20 protein-coding genes and 1 pseudogene are annotated in these 16232 nt (G+C 74.7%); 8 read left to right on the forward strand and 13 right to left on the reverse strand.

From position 1 onward, the window contains the following. The 4 genes from C2L59_RS03465 to rimP all read right to left on the reverse strand — a co-directional run. On the reverse strand, positions 1-872 hold an 872-nt coding region (locus C2L59_RS03465; RefSeq protein WP_199198894.1), incomplete at its 3' end, for a translation initiation factor IF-2 N-terminal domain-containing protein. Between the two features lie 63 nt (positions 873-935). Beyond that, the gene (locus C2L59_RS03470; RefSeq protein ID WP_370444712.1) at positions 936-1349 is read right to left on the reverse strand and encodes a YlxR family protein; all 414 of its coding nucleotides are present in this window, start codon (positions 1347-1349) and stop codon (positions 936-938) included. Beyond that, positions 1346-2392 (reverse strand): transcription termination factor NusA, encoded by a 1047-nt coding sequence (gene nusA, locus C2L59_RS03475; RefSeq protein ID WP_103348055.1) that lies wholly within the window; start codon positions 2390-2392, stop codon positions 1346-1348. The genes C2L59_RS03470 and nusA overlap by 4 nt, the downstream gene beginning before the upstream one ends. Next, positions 2389-2922: a ribosome maturation factor RimP gene (gene rimP / locus C2L59_RS03480; RefSeq protein ID WP_103348056.1), complete on the reverse strand. Its 534-nt coding sequence runs from the start codon at positions 2920-2922 to the stop codon at positions 2389-2391. Before rimP ends, nusA begins: the two co-directional genes overlap by 4 nt. A 118-nt stretch (positions 2923-3040) precedes the next feature. Between rimP and C2L59_RS03485 the strand changes: the two genes are divergently transcribed. Beyond that, on the forward strand, positions 3041-3976 hold the full coding sequence (locus C2L59_RS03485; protein ID WP_103348057.1) for a ferritin-like domain-containing protein: 936 nt from the start codon (positions 3041-3043) through the stop codon (positions 3974-3976). A gap of 112 nt (positions 3977-4088) precedes the next feature. Here C2L59_RS03485 and C2L59_RS03490 read toward each other — a convergent pair whose 3' ends face one another. The 5 genes from C2L59_RS03490 to C2L59_RS03510 all read right to left on the reverse strand — a co-directional run bounded on the left by C2L59_RS03490 (position 4089) and on the right by C2L59_RS03510 (position 8563). Beyond that, complete coding sequence (locus C2L59_RS03490; RefSeq protein ID WP_103348058.1) at positions 4089-4685, reverse strand: hypothetical protein; 597 nt, start codon at positions 4683-4685, stop codon at positions 4089-4091. A 112-nt stretch (positions 4686-4797) separates the two neighbouring features. Continuing rightward, positions 4798-5811: an aminotransferase class V-fold PLP-dependent enzyme gene (locus C2L59_RS03495; protein WP_103348059.1), complete on the reverse strand. Its 1014-nt coding sequence runs from the start codon at positions 5809-5811 to the stop codon at positions 4798-4800. 41 nt (positions 5812-5852) lie between these two features. Further along, a complete protein-coding gene (locus C2L59_RS03500; RefSeq protein ID WP_103348060.1) occupies positions 5853-6617 on the reverse strand; it encodes an isocitrate lyase/phosphoenolpyruvate mutase family protein in 765 nt (254 codons plus the stop codon). Positions 6618-6626: 9 nt separating this feature from the next. Then, positions 6627-8069, reverse strand: coding sequence for a PH domain-containing protein (locus tag C2L59_RS03505; RefSeq protein ID WP_103348061.1), 1443 nt, complete (start codon positions 8067-8069; stop codon positions 6627-6629). Next, positions 8066-8563, reverse strand: a complete 498-nt coding sequence (locus C2L59_RS03510; protein ID WP_233223254.1) for a PH domain-containing protein — start codon at positions 8561-8563, stop codon at positions 8066-8068. Before C2L59_RS03510 ends, C2L59_RS03505 begins: the two co-directional genes overlap by 4 nt. Positions 8564-8657: 94 nt before the next feature. Between C2L59_RS03510 and C2L59_RS03515 the strand changes: the two genes are divergently transcribed. Then, positions 8658-9254, forward strand: coding sequence for a TetR/AcrR family transcriptional regulator (locus C2L59_RS03515; protein WP_199198896.1), 597 nt, complete (start codon positions 8658-8660; stop codon positions 9252-9254). A 5-nt stretch (positions 9255-9259) separates the two neighbouring features. Here C2L59_RS03515 and C2L59_RS03520 read toward each other — a convergent pair whose 3' ends face one another. Beyond that, positions 9260-9910 (reverse strand): GPP34 family phosphoprotein, encoded by a 651-nt coding sequence (locus C2L59_RS03520; protein WP_103348063.1) that lies wholly within the window; start codon positions 9908-9910, stop codon positions 9260-9262. 231 nt (positions 9911-10141) lie between these two features. Here C2L59_RS03520 and C2L59_RS03525 point away from each other — a divergent pair, with 231 nt between their 5' ends. Further along, a complete protein-coding gene (locus tag C2L59_RS03525) occupies positions 10142-11377 on the forward strand; it encodes a sensor histidine kinase (RefSeq protein ID WP_103348181.1) in 1236 nt (411 codons plus the stop codon). Then, positions 11352-12002 carry a response regulator transcription factor gene (locus C2L59_RS03530; protein ID WP_103348064.1) on the forward strand — a complete coding sequence of 217 codons (651 nt, stop codon included), beginning with the start codon at positions 11352-11354 and terminating at the stop codon, positions 12000-12002. The genes C2L59_RS03525 and C2L59_RS03530 overlap by 26 nt, the downstream gene beginning before the upstream one ends. Here C2L59_RS03530 and C2L59_RS03535 read toward each other — a convergent pair. From C2L59_RS03535 to C2L59_RS03545, 3 genes are all read right to left on the reverse strand, one after another. Next, complete coding sequence (locus tag C2L59_RS03535) at positions 11999-12706, reverse strand: M50 family metallopeptidase (protein WP_103348065.1); 708 nt, start codon at positions 12704-12706, stop codon at positions 11999-12001. The two genes, C2L59_RS03530 and C2L59_RS03535, sit on opposite strands and share 4 nt — an antisense overlap. Positions 12707-12784: 78 nt before the next feature. Further along, positions 12785-13156, reverse strand: coding sequence for a helix-turn-helix domain-containing protein (locus C2L59_RS03540; protein ID WP_103348066.1), 372 nt, complete (start codon positions 13154-13156; stop codon positions 12785-12787). Between the two features lie 39 nt (positions 13157-13195). After that, on the reverse strand, positions 13196-13618 hold the full coding sequence (locus C2L59_RS03545) for an SRPBCC family protein (RefSeq protein ID WP_103348067.1): 423 nt from the start codon (positions 13616-13618) through the stop codon (positions 13196-13198). A 23-nt stretch (positions 13619-13641) separates the two neighbouring features. Here C2L59_RS03545 and C2L59_RS03550 point away from each other — a divergent pair, with 23 nt between their 5' ends. The 4 genes and pseudogenes from C2L59_RS03550 (at position 13642) to C2L59_RS03565 (ending at position 16208) form a co-directional block, all read left to right on the forward strand. Further along, the gene (locus tag C2L59_RS03550; protein ID WP_103348068.1) at positions 13642-14172 is read left to right on the forward strand and encodes a TetR/AcrR family transcriptional regulator; all 531 of its coding nucleotides are present in this window, start codon (positions 13642-13644) and stop codon (positions 14170-14172) included. Positions 14173-14184: 12 nt separating this feature from the next. After that, a pseudogene (locus tag C2L59_RS50215) lies at positions 14185-15528 on the forward strand (CocE/NonD family hydrolase C-terminal non-catalytic domain-containing protein); the annotation flags it as partial. Positions 15529-15603: 75 nt separating this feature from the next. Beyond that, positions 15604-16002, forward strand: a complete 399-nt coding sequence (locus C2L59_RS03560; RefSeq protein ID WP_103348182.1) for a hypothetical protein — start codon at positions 15604-15606, stop codon at positions 16000-16002. Next, entirely contained in the window at positions 15999-16208 is a 210-nt protein-coding gene (locus C2L59_RS03565) for a hypothetical protein (protein ID WP_103348069.1), read from the forward strand. The genes C2L59_RS03560 and C2L59_RS03565 overlap by 4 nt, the downstream gene beginning before the upstream one ends. Positions 16209-16232: the final 24 nt, after the last annotated feature.

A 16232-nucleotide genomic window follows, 5' to 3' on the forward strand; every position in this document is an offset into this window, starting at 1 on the left:
CGGGCGCCGCCACCGGGACCGCCACGGGCGCCGCCACCGGGACCACCGCGGGCGCCGCCACCGGGACCGGCGGGACGCTGCGTGCGGCCCGGCATCATGCCGGGGTTCGGCCGCGGGGGCATGTTGCCCGGGCTCGGCCGGTTGCCACCGGCGCCACCACCCGGCCGCGGGGCCGGACGGTCACCGCCGGCGCCACCGCCGGGACGCGGGGGCCGGTTGTCGCCGCCCTGCCCGCCACCGGGGCGCGGAGCCTGCGGACGCGGGGCCGGGGCGCCGGAACCGACGCCGAACGGGTTGTTGCCGACGCGCGGGGTGCGCGGGCCGGGCTTGGGACCGCCGGGCTTGGGGCCCTGCGGCTTCGGCGGGACGACCGAACCGGTGCCGCCCGCGGGGGGCGTCGCCGGGGTGTCCTGCTTGGGAGCGGCCGGGGCCTCCGCTTTCGCGGCCGGGACCTGCTCCGCGGGTGCGGGCGCGGCGGGCTGCTGACGCGGGCCGGGCCGGGGGCCGGGGCGCTGCCCCGGGGTGGCCGGCTTCGACGCCGCGGGCGCCTGCTGCTGGGGTGCGGCCGGAGCCGACGCGGCCGGAGCCGGAGCCGCCTGGGCCGCCGGAGCCTGCTGGGCAGGCGCGGGGGGCTTCGGGGCGGCGGGGCCCGGCTTGGCGGCCGGCGGGCCGGGGCGCGCCGACGGACCGGGGGTGGGCTTCTTGGCGCCCTTGGGCGCATACGCGTCGCGGAGACGGCGGGCGACGGGCGCCTCGACCGTGGACGACGCGGACTTGACGAACTCGCCCTGTTCCTTCAACTTCGCGAGCACGTCCTTGCTGGTGATGCCGAGCTCTTTCGCGAGCTCGTGTACGCGGGCCTTGCCTGGCACAACTCTCCTCATCTAGGGGAGGCCAGGCGGCACACCGCTGACCTCGTCCTTATTGTCTGACGCTCATGGCTTCAGCTTCACGGCTGACTCATGACGGGTCCGACCTGCTTCCTTGGTTCCTCGCGACCCCGGGGACGTCCCGGGCTCGTGGTGCGTGGTGGTGTGCTCGACGCGCTCGCGGACCTCGCGGGCATCGAGCGCCCCGGGAGCCCGCAAGGCTCTCGGGAAAGCCCGCCGCCGTTCGGCCTTGGCCAGGCAGTCCGGGTCGGGGTGCAGCCAAGCCCCCCGGCCCGGCAGCCGCCGACGTTCGTCGACGACCACCCGCCCGGCCACCGCGACCACGCGCAGCAGCTCACCGGTCAATGCCCGCCGCTTGCAGCCGACACAAGTCCGCACCGGGGAAATCCGGTGGGGCTGGTGCTCGGCTACCCGCCGCGGGCGTTGAACCACTACTGAGTCTAGCGCTTCGACCTTCACTCAGCCGAACCGGTTGTCGCGGCGGGCCGCGGCGGACGGGCGTGGTCTTGATCACCCTCGTCGTCCGCGGGTGCGGCGTCGCTGCGGATGTCGATCCGCCAGCCGGTCAGACGGGCGGCGAGGCGGGCGTTCTGGCCCTCCTTGCCGATCGCCAGCGACAGCTGGAAGTCCGGCACCACGACGCGGGCGGTCTTCGCCCGTTCGTCCACGACTCGTACCGAGACAACCTTCGCGGGCGACAGCGCATTCCCGACGAAGCGAGCGGGATCCTCGGAGAAGTCGATGATGTCGATCTTCTCACCGGCCAGCTCGCTCATCACGTTGCGCACGCGCGCGCCGACCGGGCCGATGCAGGCGCCCTTGGCGTTGACGCCCGCCACGGTGGACTTGACCGCGATCTTCGTGCGGTGTCCCGGCTCGCGCGCGACCGCGGCGATCTCGACCGTCCCGTCGGCGATCTCCGGCACCTCGAGCGCGAACAGCTTGCGCACCAGGTTCGGGTGCGAGCGCGAGAGCGTGATCTGCGGGCCGCGGTTGCTGCGCGACACCGTGACCACGTACGCCTTGATCCGGTTGCCGTGTTCGTAGGACTCGCCGGCCACCTGCTCGCCGGAGGGCAGCACGCCCTCGGTGTCACCCACCTGGACCACGACCATGCCGCGCGCGTTCGCCCGGGCGTCGCGCTGGATGACGCCGGCGACGATCTCGCCCTCCTTGGTGGAGAACTCGCCGAAGGTCTTCTCGTGCTCGGCGTCGCGCAGCCGCTGCAGGATGACCTGGCGCGCGGTGGTGGCGGCGATCCGGCCGAACCCCTCGGGGGTGTCGTCCCACTCCTCGTCGACCTGGCCGTCGTGGGTCAGCGTGTGCGCGAGCACGCGCACCAGGCCCGTCTTGCGGTCGATGTCGATGCGGGCGTGCGACTGGTGGCCCTCGGTGTGCTTGTACGCGGTGAGCAAGGCCGTTTCGATGGCCTCGATCACCGTTTCGAAGGGGATGTCCTTGTCCCGTTCGATCGCCCGCAGCGCGGCGATGTCGACGTTCACTTCGACCCCTTCTCCGTCTCGGCCGCGATCATGCCGGACGCGTCGTCTTCGAGCAGTTTCAGGTCCTCGGCGGGCGGCTGCTTGAACTCGATCTCCACGACCGCCTTCGCCACGTCGGCGTAGCGGACGTCGCGGAGCTTGCCGCCTTCGAGGACGCGGGCGGCGTGTTCGCCCGCGTGGCCGACCCGGCCGATGAAGGCCGCGCCGTCGGCCGGGGTGACCTTCACCAGCCGGAACCGCGCGCGCCGCCAGTGCCGGGCCTGGGTCAGCGGGCGGTCGAGCCCCGGCGAGGTGACCTCCAGCGTGTAGGCGCTCGCCAGCACGTGGTCGTTCTCGTCGAGCGCCGCCGAGACCTTGCGGCTGACCTCGGCGACCTCGTCCAGCCCGACCCCGTCGTCGGCGTCGACGACGACCTTGACCAGCTGCCGCCGGCCGGCCTGCTGCACCTCGAACGAGTCGAGGTCGAAACCCGCGGCGGTGACGGCTTCGGCCACTATCGGCTGAAGCCGGCTGGCGAGTTCTCCTGGCACGTGGGGGTCTCCTTGCTCGGGCTGGGTGGTCGGGTCGGTGGTGGACCAGCTTATCCGGTCGCCCGCTGGGCCCGCGCGAGCGGCGGGGCCGCCCCGGGGCCTGGCAGGATGGGGCGGCGTGACCGGAAGACCGACCGAGCTGACCCGCCGCGGCGCCCTCCGCGCGGCGGCCCTGGCCGCCCTGGCCGTGCCCCTCGCCGCCTGCGGGCCCGGCTACGACGAAAGCCCCGACCCGCTGCGGCCGCTGCTGGCCGCCGCCCAGGCCGACGCCGACGCCGCGCGGGCGCTGGCCAAGGGCGCCGACACCGACGCCGCCGGCCAGCTCGCCGACGCGCGCGCGGCCCACGCGGCCGCCCTCAAGTCCGAAGTGGACCGGCTGAACCGGCCGGTGCCGTCGCCGTCGGCGGCGCCACCGGTCCCGGCCGCGCTGGGCGACCTGAAGGACCGCCTGGCGGCCGCGCGCAAGCAGGCCGAAGACCTCGTGCCCGGGCTGCCGCGGTACCGCGCCGGCCTGGCCGCCGCGGTGGCGGCGGGCTGCGCGGCGCTGCAGCGGACCGCCCCGGCCCTGGGCCCCGGCGAGGACGCCCCGAAGCCGCCGGCCGCGGCCTCCGGGACCGTGCCCCCGGAGGCGGTGGACCCGCTGCAGGGCGCGCTGGCCGCCGAGCACGCCGCCGTGTGGGTGTACGGGCTGGTGAGCGCCTTCCTGCCGGGCGACTTCGGCGACGCGGAGAAGAGCGGCGCGGCGGAGCACGCCGTGCGCCGCGACCTGCTGCAGACGATGCTCTCGGCGGCCGGGGCGACCCCGGTCGCGCCGGAGGCGGCGTACGTGCCGAAGAACCCGGTGACGGACTCGAAGTCGGCGGCGCAGGTGGTCGCGACGGCCGAGGCGGACTGCGCGTCGGCCTGGCTGGCGGTCATCGACCACACCGACGACGCGGGTTTGCGGACGACGGCGTTGCACGCGCTGGTCGCGGCTTCACGCCGGGGCACGCCGTGGCGCTCCGAGGCGGGCGTGAAGCCGGCCGTCATCGCGATGCCGGGTCAGAACAGCTGAGCGGTCGCCGCCCCAGCGCCCCAATGTGGCGTTCGGTGCGTCAGACGCACCGAACGCCACATTGGGTGCGTCTGACGCCACCAACGCCACATTGGGGCGCTGGGCACCCGGGTCAGGAGTGCAGGTCGGCCGACAGGCGGAGGGCGTCGTCGGCGATCCGCTCGATCAGGTCCTTGTCCTTGTGCTTGGCGTAGAAGTCGGCCAGCACGATCGTCGTGTTCGTGCCGTCGACCTTCGACGAGTACGCCGCGTCCTTGCCGCTCACGCTCGGGGTGCCGGTGCCCGCGAACGTCTTGTCCTTGACCAGGTCCGTGACGTTGCCGGTGCCGTCCTTCTCGGTCAGCGCCTTGAGCGCCTTCGCCTGGGTCGAGTCCGGCATGCCGACCAGCGCCACGGAGACCAGCGCCTTCGCGCCGCCCGACTCCGTCGTGTACAGCGCGCGGACCAGCGACCGGCACGGGCTGTCCTGGAAGAAGCGCTGGGTCTGCCCGTAGGACTTGTCGGCGCAGTCCGTCGTCTTCACCGGCCCCGCGACCAGCGTGAACTTGAACTGCCCGGTGTTCTGCGCCGGCGGCTGGGCGACCGGCTCGTCCGGGGCCGAGTCGTGCCGGATCAGGAACCAGATGAGCCCGGAGACGACGGCGATGGCGACCAGCCCGGCGCCCCTGAGCAGCAGGGACCGGGTGTCGCGGGCCGGCGGTCCCGGCACGGGCGGGCGGGGCTGCGGGGGAACCGCGCCCAGCGGGGCCGTGTCGGACGGGCCTGGGGTGAAATGCGCACCAACCACGGGGCCATACGGTAGTTCACCCGCGTTCCGCGGTTCACCCGAACGCGGGAAAAACGCGTTCGACGTCGTCAACGGTGTTGTAGAGGTGGAAACCGACCCGCACCCGGCCGCCGCGGACGCTCGACACGATCCCCGCCGCGGCCACCCGCGCCGGGTCGGCGTCGAGCGCCACGATCGCGGTGCCGCGCGGGGGCAGCCCGAGCTTCGCCAGCAGCGCGTCGGCCAGGCCGGTGTTGTGCGCCTGGACCTGCGCGAGGTCGAGGCCGCCGAAGTACTCCAGGGCGGCGGCCGAGCCGACCTGGGCCAGCCAGACCGGGGAGAGGTCGAACGCGCGGGCGTCGCCGGCCAGGCGCAGCGGGAGGCCGTAGACCGTGGCCCAGGGGTCCTCCCCCGCGTACCAGTTCGCCGCGACCGCGCGGGTGCGCTCCTGCGCGTCCGGCCGCACCGCGAGCCAGGCGCCGCCGCGGGGCGCGCAGAGCCACTTGTAGCTCGCCCCGACCACCCAGTCCGCCCAGGCGACGTCCAGCGCCAGCCAGCCGGCCGCCTGGGTCGCGTCGAGCAGCACCGCCGCCCCGGCGGCCTCGGCCGCGGCGCGCAGGGCCGGGAGGTCGGCGATCCGGCCGTCGGCGGACTGGACGACGCTCACCGCGACGACGTCGTGGCCCTCGACCCGCGACGGCAGCACGTCCAGCGGCACCTCGGTCACCGTGACGCCGGGCTGGGCCGCGAACGGGAACGTCACGCTGGTGAAGTCGCCCTCGGCGGCGAGCACGCGGGTGCCGGCGGGCAGGGCCGCGGCGACGTTGGCGATGAGCTGCGAGACCGACGCGCCGCTGGCGACCCGCGCGGGTTCGACGCCGAGCAGCCGGGCGAACCCGGCCCGCGCCCGCGTGACGTACTCGTCGAACTCCCCCGGCCGCGTCGCCCCGGTCCGCCACCGCTCCACCGATTCGGCCACCGCCGCGGCGACCGGCGCGGGCGGGACACCCACGCTGGGCGTGTTCAGGTATCCGGGCGGGGCGGCGAAGTCGGTTCCGAAGGCGCGCATGCCTCCAGGCAAGCAGATCCGGCCCGGCCGGTTCACCCGATTTACGGCAGCAGGGCCGTGACGTCGGCGTAGGCCGGCGGGCTCAGCGGCAGGTCACGGCCGTCGCGCACGGCCAGCGCGGTCCCGGCGGCGGCCGCCAGCGCCATCCGGTACGGCAGCGAGCCGAGGCTGACCCGCGCGACGCCCAGCTCCGCGAGCCCGGCCAGGGTGCTCTTGCCCGGCAGGAAGAGCAGGTTGAGCGGCACACCGGCGGCGACGATCCGCTCGACGTCGCCCGGCGCGGCCAGGCCGGGCACGAAGACGCCGTCCGCGCCGGCCGCGGCGTACGCGCGCACCCGCCGTTCGGCTTCGGCGACGGAGCGGTCGCCCGCCCAGTGCGTGTCGGTCCGGGCGTTGACGAACAGCCCGGGCACCCGCTCCTTCACCGCCGTGACCAGCGCGCACTGGACGTCGACCGGGGCGAGCGAGCCGTCGGCGCGGCCGTCCTCGAGGTTGACGCCGACGGCGCCGGCGTCCGCGAGTTCGGCCGCGAGGCCGACGACGGCGGCCGGGTTCGCGCTGAAGCCGTCGGCGATGTCGACGCTGACGAGCGCGTCCAGCCGCGCCAGGCGGCGGGCCAGGGCGACGGTCGCGTCCCGCGTCGACGGCGCGCCGTCCGGCTCCCCCGCCGCCGCCGAGACGCCGAGGCTGGTCGTGCCCAGGGCGCGGAAGCCCTGGGCGACGAGGAAGGCGCCGACGCCGAACTCCCACGCGTTCGGCAGCAGCAGCGGGGAGCCGGGGACGTGCAGGGCACGGAATTCGTCCATGCCCCGAACCTAGGCCCGCGACGGTTCGGCGGGCACCGAAGCGAACTGCGCGAGCACCCCGGGGACGGCGCCGGCCGCGAAGGCGAGCCCCTCCGCGGCGTCGGCGTCGCGGATCGCGTAGGCGCCCGCCGCCGTGGTCGCGGTGAACGTCGCCAGCCCGCGGCGGCGCTGGAACACCGACTGCCGCACCGTCCAGCCGATGATTCCGTCCCGCTTCAGCACGGCCGTGCTCCGCCGGACCGTGCCCGCGCGCAGCAGCAGGTAGCGGCCGGACGTGCCGTGCCCGAGGCTGCGGTAGGCGTCCCGGGCGAGCAGGACCGCCACCGGCAGGGCGACGACGGCGAGCACCGCGCCCAGCACGAGCAGGACGTCGGTGAGCAGCACGCCGAGCAGCAGCAGGACGAGCACCGGCACGAGCACCGTGGCGAGCGCCCACCGCAGCCGCCGCCCGCGGGCCGCCACCGGGTGCGGCACCAGCCCGGCCGGCTCGACGCGCTCGCCCAGGACCTTCGCCGCGACGTCGTACGCCACCGCGCGCGGCGCCGCGGGCACCAGCGTCTTGGCCTCGGTCTTGTCGTCGTCGCGCGGCATCCCGGTGGCGATGGCGTCCACCCGCGCGGCGCCGGCGAGCCGGGCCCCGAGCGGCTCCACCAGCTCGATGCCGCGCAGCCGCCGTTCCTCGACCGTGGTCGACCGGGTGGTGAGCAGCCCGCGCCGGACGCGCAGGGTGCCGCCGGGCTCGCGGTCCAGCCGGTAGTGCGCCCACATCTCGGCGAACAGGCCCACCGCCCCGGCCACGCCGGCGACCGTCGCCAGGACGAGCAGGAGCACGATCCCGGCGGCCAGGGGCAGGTCGCCGAAGAGGTTCCGCAGCCACCTCAGCAGCCCGCCGCCGGCGCCGAACCAGTCCGCCACCTTGAACAGGGTGCCGAACGCGGCGAGCCCGAGCGTGGGGGCGACGAACGACACCGGGGCGTAACGGATCCAGCGCGGATCGAGTGTCGCGAGTGGACCGTCCTGGGTGGACGGTTCCGGGAGCCGGTGCAGGAGTTCGGAGCGCAGTGCCTCGGCGTCGGCCCGGGCGAGCGGGGACAGGGTGATCCGCTCCTGCTGCCCGGTGCCGATCGACAGCGCGGCCACGCCGAACGCACGGTGCAGCGGGCCGGCCGTCAGGTCGACGGTGCGGATCCGGTCGCGGAGCAGGGATTTGCGCGTGTGGACGGCGAACCGGAACTCGATTTCGAGGCGTTCGGACGTGCAGCGGAAGCGGGTGTGCCGCCAGCGGACGTATTCGGCCAGCACGCCGGCGCCGACGAGAAGGGCGGCGGCCGGGACGAGCCACCACGACCGCGTTCCGACGGCGACCGGGGTGCCCGCCGAGACGGCGAGGCCGGCCAGCAGCACGGCGGTGACGCCGAGGGTACGCCGGTCCAGGCGGCGCCAGGCGCTCACGTCGCGTCCCCGGGCGTCGCGTCCGTGCGTTCGGTCAGCCGCTCGGCGACGTCGGCCGCGAGCTGCGCGTCGAGGCCGCGGAGCTTGACCGCGCCGCGGGCCGAGGCCGTCGTCACGGTGACCGTCGCCAGCCCGAACCGCTGCTGCAGCGGGCCTCGCAGCGTGTCGACCGTCTGGACGCGCGACAGCGGCGCCACCCGCCACTCCTGCCACAGGAAGCCCGAGCGCGCGTAGACCGCCGTGTCGGTGACCTCCCAGCGGTGCAGGCCGAACCACCACCGCGGCAGCACCGCGCACCAGGCCGCGCCGAGCACGGCGACCACCGCCGCCGGGCCCAGCAGCCACGCCGCGGCCGGCGGGATCAGCAGCCCGAGCCCGGCGAGCACCAGCACGACCGGTCCGAAGGTCACCGCCCCCTGCGCCCGCCACCAGGCGATCGCGCGGCGGTCGAGCGCGTGGCTGGGCGGCCGCAGCCGCACTGTTCCGGTCTCCACCGGACACCCCCCGAGGTTGTTTTACAATGCGACCGCATCGTAACGGCGAGACCCCCGGTTTCGCAATGCGATCGCATGACAACCGGGAGCGGACGTGCCGAAGCAGGTGGACCACGAGCAGCGCCGGGTGCAGATCGCCGAGGCGCTGCAGCGGCTGACCACGCGCGCCGGCCTGGAGGGCGTCAGCCTGCGCCAGGTCGCCGCCGAGGCGGGCATGTCCATGGGGTCGGTGCAGCACTACTTCAAAACGAAGGACGAAATGCTGCGCTACGCCCTCGAACACCGCCACAAGCTGCGCAGCGAGCGGATCACCGCGAAGGTCCTCGCCGAGGGACCGCCGACCCCGCGGTCGATCCTGCGCGCGTGCTTGGTGGAGATCCTGCCCCGCGATCCCGACAGCGAAGCCGACTTCCTCATCGGCGTCGCGTACTTCATCCGCGCGGTGGCGGACCCGGCGATGGCGGCGGCCTTCGGCGAGGGCGTGCCGGAACTCCTGGCCTTCTTCGCCGACCAGGTCCGCCAGGCCCAGGAGGCGGGTGACGTCCCGGCGTCGGCCGACCCGGCGATCGAGGCAGCCCTGCTGTGGGCGATCGCGGACTCGCAGGGCTCGGAAATCCTGATGGGCCACCGCACGCCGGCCGCGGCCGTGTCCACAGTGGACTACTACCTCCACCGGCTCTTTTCCGCCTGACCCGCTCAGCCGCCGCCTCCGGAGGCGGCCGCGATCCGGGCCGTGCGGGCCGCGTGCAGCTCGCGGATCACCTTGCGCAGCGCCGGAACCGCCGCTCCCGCCTGGGCGTCCAGGCGGGCCAGGCGCTCCCGGTGGCGGCGGCGCTCGCCGCGCGGGAGGACCGTGCCCAGCTCGACCGCCGCCGCCAGGGACGTCAGGGCCGCGACCTCCGGCGGCACCGGCGAACCGCTGCGCAGGGCCGCCCCCACCTCGTCGTGCAGGGCCGCCGCCGTTGCCGTGTCGCGGACCACCGGGCGCCGGCGCGGGAACAGCCCCAGCACGCGAGACGTCCGCAGCGTGAGCACGCCCGCCGCGTCGAGCTGGGCCTCCAGGGACTGCAGCGTGCCGCGGGCGCCGCGGCGCACCCACGCGCGCCACTTGCGGTGCGGGTCGGCGGCCAGCTCGGCGAGCAGGTCGTCGAGCACCAGGTGGCCCGTGCCGCCCGCGCCGCGGACCACCGGGCGGCCGTCGGCGTCCTCGACCAGGCCGCGCAGCACCAGGTCCGTCAACGCCGCCGCGCGGACCAGCAGCGCGACGCGCTCCCGGTCCGGCAGCCGGTCGCGCCTGGTGTCGCACGCCAGCAGGTAGGCCCGCGCGGGCAACGACAGCTCGTTCATCCCATTCCCCTCTCGGAAAAAGTCCGGGGCCCGCCGGCGCCGGGCAGGGAGCAACGCCGGCGGGCACCGTACGCACGGCGGATGCCGGGGACATCCGCCGTCTCCCTCTCACCGCGTGCCCCCAGTCCACCGGGTGCGGGTCGCCGGCGATACCCGACGAGGAGGGTGATCAGGTGCAACTTTCGTTGCATGCCCGGGGCGGCGGCCGCGAGCGGCGGTTACCGTGACCGCGTGACCATCGCCCGGCGGCCGCTGTGGCCGAGCCGTTCCGACGCCGGCTGGCTGATCTTCGCCGCGCTGGCGTTCGCCGGGATGAACACCCTCTTCTACGCCCTCGGCGACCGGACCACCGGCGCGTGGGGCCCGGCGGCCGGGCTGGCCCTGCAGGTCGCCTGCGACCTCAGCCTCGTGCTGATGTTCCGGTTCCCCGGCCCGGTGTGCGCGTTCGTCACCGCGGCGGCGTTCGCCATGCTCGCGTCCGACACCTTCGCGCCCGGCCTGCTCGTGCCGCTGCACCCGCTCGCCCTGACCACGGTGCCGTCGATCACCCCGGTGATCCTCTCCCAGGCGGCGCGGGTGCTGGACCGGCGGACCGTGCTGTGGGTGGCCGGCGTCCTCGCCGTGATCGCCGCGCGGCCGTGGACGCCGAGCTGGGCGACGACGCCGTTCGGCCTGCTCAGCACCGCGCTGCCGGCACTGAGCTCGCTGTACTTCCAGGCGCGGCGGCAGCTGCTGCAGTCGCTGCGCGACCGGGCCGAACGCGCCGAGCGCGAGCAGCACCTGCTCGCCGAGCAGGCCCGCGCGGCGGAACGGCGGCGGCTCGCCGGCGAGATGCACGACGTCGTCACCCACCGGCTCAGCCTGATGGTGCTGCACGCCGGCGCGCTCGGCGTGACGTCCCCCGACCCGGCGGTGCGGACGGCGGCCGAGGACATCCGCCGCGAAGGCGCGCTGGCCCTGGACGAACTGCGCGACCTCGTCGGCGTCCTGCGCAACGGGGCCGAGACCGGGCCGCGGACGCTCAGCCCGGACGAGCCGGGCGATCCGGCCCGGCTGGTCGAGGAGTCCCGGTCGGTCGGGGTGGCGACGGAGCTGGCGGTGGACGGCGACCCGGCGCAGGTGTCGCCGACCGTCGCGCGCACCGCGTACCGGCTGGTGCAGGAGGCGCTGACCAACGTGCGCAAGCACGCGCCGGGCGCGTCGGCGGCGGTCTCGCTGCGCTACCACCCGGGTGGTCTGGACGTCTCGGTGGAGAGCACGGCGGCGGTGCGCCCACCCGACCCGGCGCTGGCGGGCAGCGGGTCCGGGGCCGGGCTGGCGGGCCTGCGCCAGCGCGTCGAGCTGGTCGGCGGGCGCTTCGCCGCGGGCCCGGCACCCGGCGGCGGGTTCCGGGTCGGTGCGATACTGCCCGCCTACGTCCCGACAGCGGAAGGCACGCACTGTGATCCCGGTGCTCGTGGTCGATGACGAGCCGATGGTGTGCGCGCACCTGCGCACGATCCTGGGTTCGGCCGGCGACATCGAGGTCGTCGCGCAGGCGGGCGACGGCGCCGAAGCCGTCGAAGCCGTGGTCCGGCACCGGCCGCGCGTGGTGCTGATGGACCTGCGGATGCCGGGCGTGGACGGGCTGACGGCGATCGCGCGGATCACGGCGCTGCCCGAGCCGCCCGCGGTGGTCGCGCTGACCACGTTCGACGCGGACACGTACGTGATCCGGGCGTTGCGCGCGGGCGCGGCGGGGTTCCTGGTCAAGTCGACGCCCCCGGAGGACCTGATCGGCCTGGTCCGGGTGGCGGCGGACGGCCACACGGTGCTCTCCCCCTCGGCCGCCCGCCGGCTGGTGGCGTTGTCTTCGGACAGCCGGGAACGCGGCGAAGACGCCCGCCGGCGCACCGCGGGCCTCACCGAACGCGAGCGGGACGTGCTGGCCTGCCTGGGTGCCGGACTGTCCAATGCGGACATCGCGGCCAAGCTGCACCTGGCCGAGGCGACGGTGAAGAGCTACGTCTCGCGGATGCTCGTCAAGCTGGAGTGCACCAACCGGACCCAGGCCGGGCTGCTGGCCCACGAAGCCGGTTTGGCGGCCCGCTAAGGCCACAGCAGCGGGAAGGCGTGCCACAACGCCCAGCCGTTGAGCAGGAACCAGCCGCCGATCCACAGCGGCGACGGCAGTGCGGTGCGCCTGGCCAGCGCGGCGGCGTCGTCCGTCCGGTCGCGGAACCCGTGGTTCATGCGGTTGACGACGAGGATCCGCACGCCGTCGATCTCACTGGTCAGCAGCAGCCAGGCTTCGGTGTAGGCGATGGCGGTGCGCAGCCAGCCCGGGGCGTAGCGCAAGGCGCAGTACACGACCGCCCCCACCACGATGAGCACGGCGAAGGTGAGCAGGTCCCGGGCGAAGAACAGGATGAACACCAGGGCGACGAGGGTCAGGACGAGCACCGCCGCCACCCGGCCCTGGTGCAGCAGCACGGCCGCCCCCAGCCCGGCCAGCGGCGGCATCGCGTAGCCGGCCGCGGAAGCCAGGACTATGCCCAGTCCCGACTTGTGCTTCCAGGCGGTGAAGCCGTCGCCCGCACCGGTGATGGCGACGCGGGAGACGTCCCCGCCGGTCAGCAGGGTCACCGCCGCGTGGCCGCCTTCGTGGAACAGCGTGGCCAGGACGTTGGCGTTGCGCAGGAGGCTCGGCCGGCCGGAGGGCGGCGTCGTGAACGACGTCAGCGACACCGCGAAGGCGAACAACGCGGTGAGGGCAACGACTTCCCAGCCCGGTGCGGGCACGGTCTCGCTGAGCACGGCGACAGTGTCCCTGCGGACGGGACGGCAGAACCCGTACTGCGACGGTTTGTCCAGGAGCTGTCAACTGGACGGTGACTATGCGGACGCGGGCGTGTGCTCCGCGTCGTAGGCGTCCCGGGCTTCCTGGACCGACGCCATGTGCCGCCGGGCCCAGCGGTCGAGCACGTCCAGCGGCTCGGACAGGTTGCGGCCCAGGGACGTCAGCTCGTACTCGACCTTCGGCGGGATCGTCGGGTACGCCGTGCGGGCGAGGATGCCGTCGCGGACCAGGCTGCGCAGTGTCTGCGTCAGCACCTTCTGGGAGATGCCGTCCACCCGGCGGCCGATTTCGGTGAAGCGCAGCGGGCCGCCGGAGAGCGCGCCGACGATCAGCACCGTCCACTGGTCGCCGATGCGGTCGAGCAGCTGGCGGGTCGGGCAGTTGCGGTCGTACGGATCGGGTCCCACGGCGCGCTCCTCACTCTCCCCGGGAGAGTAACACGCCGTTCAGGCGGTAGCGGCCAATCCCGCGGCCACCCGCCTGATGAACGACCCGAGGAACCACCGGTAGAACCAGCCGGTGCCGGGGATCTTCGGCGTGAACGTCGAGTGCCAGTGGATGTCGGTCCCGCCCGCCCGCGGGGCGAGGTCGACGTAGGCGACGTAGTCCCGCAGCGGCAGGCCGTGCTCCAGCGCGTAGCCGAACCGGCGGCCGGGTTCGAGGGTGACGATCTTCTCGTACGAGCGGACGCCGTTGGTCTTGAACAGCCGGATCGCCCCGAGCCCCTCCGGCTCGCCGTCCCCTTCGCGGACCAGCTCGAACGACCCCAGTGGCGACCACTTCGGCCAGCTCGCGCCGTCCCGCAGCAACGCATACACGGCGTCGGCCGAGGCGGCCGTGGCGGCGTGCACCGAAATTCTTTGTACCATTTGGTACGTGTACCATCTGGTACATGATCGGCACAAGCCCGCGCGCGAAGCTGCTCGACGCGGCGATCGACCACATCGCCCGCCACGGCGGCGCGGACCGCAGCCTGCGGGCGCTGGCCGCGGACCTCGGCACCAGCCACCGGATGCTGATCTACCACTTCGGCTCCAAGGAGGGCCTGCTCACGGCGGTGGCGCGGGAGGTCGAGGGCCGTCAACGCGCCGCGCTCGCCGACCTCGATCCGGCGGGCTTCTGGCGCCGGCTCACCGACGACGACCTGCGCGCCAACGAGAAGCTGTTCTTCCAGCTCTACGGCCAGGCCCTCGGCGGCACCCCGGGCACGGCGGAGTTCCTCGACGGCGTGGTCGACGACTGGCTCGGCCCCATCGAAGCCCGGCTCGCCCAGCTCGGCGTCCCGGCGGCCGACCGGCCCGCGCACGCCCGGCTCGGCCTCGCCGTGACCCGCGGGCTGCTGCTCGACCTCGTGACGACCGGCGACCGCGAAGCCGTCGACGCCGCCATGGCGATGTTCATGGCCCGGTACGAACATCCGTGATGCACTGACCCGATGCGACTGTTACTGGGGTTCTCGGCCGCACTGCTCACGACGGCGGGGCTCGCCCCCGCGGCTTCCGCGGCCCCACCGGAGAGCCGGCCGGTCTACTCCTACGCGGACGCGATCCGCGAGACGGCGTGGGTGGAGACCGGCACCGACCACGACCACGACGGCAAGCCCGACCGCGTCGCCGCCGACGTCATCCGGCCCGCCGCGGACCGCGGGCTGGGCCACCGGGGACGTCGGCGCGATCGGCAAGTCGCAGGACGGCGCCACCGCGATCGGGATGGCGGCCTCGGGCGTGGCCGGGCTGAGGGCGATCGTGCCGATCGAAGGCGTCGCGGACAACTACGCCCAGCTCGTCGCGAACGGCGCGCCCCTGGCCACGCCGGAGAACACCGGCTCGTCCTTCACCTACAACGAGCGCGCCGCCGAGCTGTGCCGGCCGTTCGAGGCCGACGTCAAGGCGCGCGCGGGCACGAACGGCGACTACAACGCCTACTGGCGGAGCGTGCACCACGTCCCGCGCGCCGGGCAGGCCGGCGTGCTCATCGCGCAGGGCTTCGGGGACTGGGTCGTCACCCCGAACCAGTTCGCCGGCTACTGGGACGCGCTGGGCCGCGCCGGCGTCCCGCGCAAGGCGTGGCTCAGCCAGGCCGGCCACACCGACCCCTTCGACCTGCAGCGGGCGCAGTGGGTCAGCACGCTGCACCGCTGGTTCGACCGCTGGCTGCTCGGCCTGCGCAACGGCGTCGAGCGCGAGCCCGCCGTGCACCTCGAGACCGCGCCGGACCGCTGGACCGACGTCCGGAGCTGGCCGCCCGCGACGTCCCCGGTGACGTTCCGGCCCTCGGCCGACGGCACCCTGGGCGCCCGCGGATCCGGCTCGGCGACCGTCGCCGACGATCCCGCGACCGGCCGCGAGGACTGGACGACGCGGTTCACCGGGCCTCTCCTGCCGGCCCCCGGTGCGGCTCGCCGGGTCCCCTTCGGTGACCGTCACGGCGGCGTCGGACCGGACCGCCGCCCGGATCGGCGTCGCGCTCGTCGACTACGGGCCGGCCGTAACGCGAAACACCGCGATGTACGGTAGCGGCGTCGAGAACCTGGCCACGCGGTCGTGCTGGGGCCCACGCGTCGCTGTGGCACGGCGAGCCGCTCGTCCCGGGCCGGGCGTACCCCATGACGTTCGACCTCACCGCGCTCGACCACGTCGTCCCGGCCGGCCACCGGCTCGGGCTGCTCCTCGGCGGCACCGACGGGCAGTTGTTCGACCCGGCACTGCCGCGGCTGGGCGACACGCTGACGTTCGACCTCGCGCGGACGTCGGTCAGCGTCGGCCTTACAAAGCCCGAACACCAGACGGACGCCCTCCGAACACCGCCCGGCCAGAGTTCTCCCCGTACCCAAGAACGGATACGAGGAGAAACGATGCGAGGAACCACCTGGACGCGGCTGGTGCTGGCGGGCGGCGCGAGCGCGGCCTGCCTGCTGGTGGCGGCACCGCTGGCTTCGGCCGACACGCCGGCGCCGGTGGCGCCGATCACGCTCAGCCCGGAGGAGTCGCAGCAGGTCTGCTCGGACTGGCTGCCGAAGCTGCAGAAGAAGGCCGAGAACCTGGAGAAGCGGATCAACGGCGGTCCCGAGGTCAAGGGCTCGGTGGCCAACCTGAAGGCGCGGGCGGCCGACCAGCGGACGGCCGGGCACACCGCCCGTGCCGACCAGCTCGACCAGCGCGCCACCAAGCGGCAGGGCCGCATCGGCGAGCTGGACGCGGCCAAGCAGAAGCTCGACGCCTTCGCGTCCGCGCACTGCAAGCCGGCCAAGTGAGGGGCGCGAGGGTCGCGGCGGCGGTCGGGGCCGCCGCGCTCGTCGCGCTCGGCTGCTCGGCCTGCCGGGACAACCTGATGGGCTCGCCCGCTCCTTCGACGTCGTCCCCGGTGTCGTCCTCGGTGTCGCCGTCGTCGGAGCTGGGCGGGATCGAGTCGACGCTGAACGGGATCGAGTCGGACATGAACAGCGATGGCTCGCCCTGACCGGCTAGCGTCTCCCCTCTGAAC

This window comes from Amycolatopsis sp. CA-128772, assembly GCF_002904295.1.
In the GTDB taxonomy this organism is placed as follows: Bacteria; Actinomycetota; Actinomycetes; order Mycobacteriales; family Pseudonocardiaceae; genus Amycolatopsis.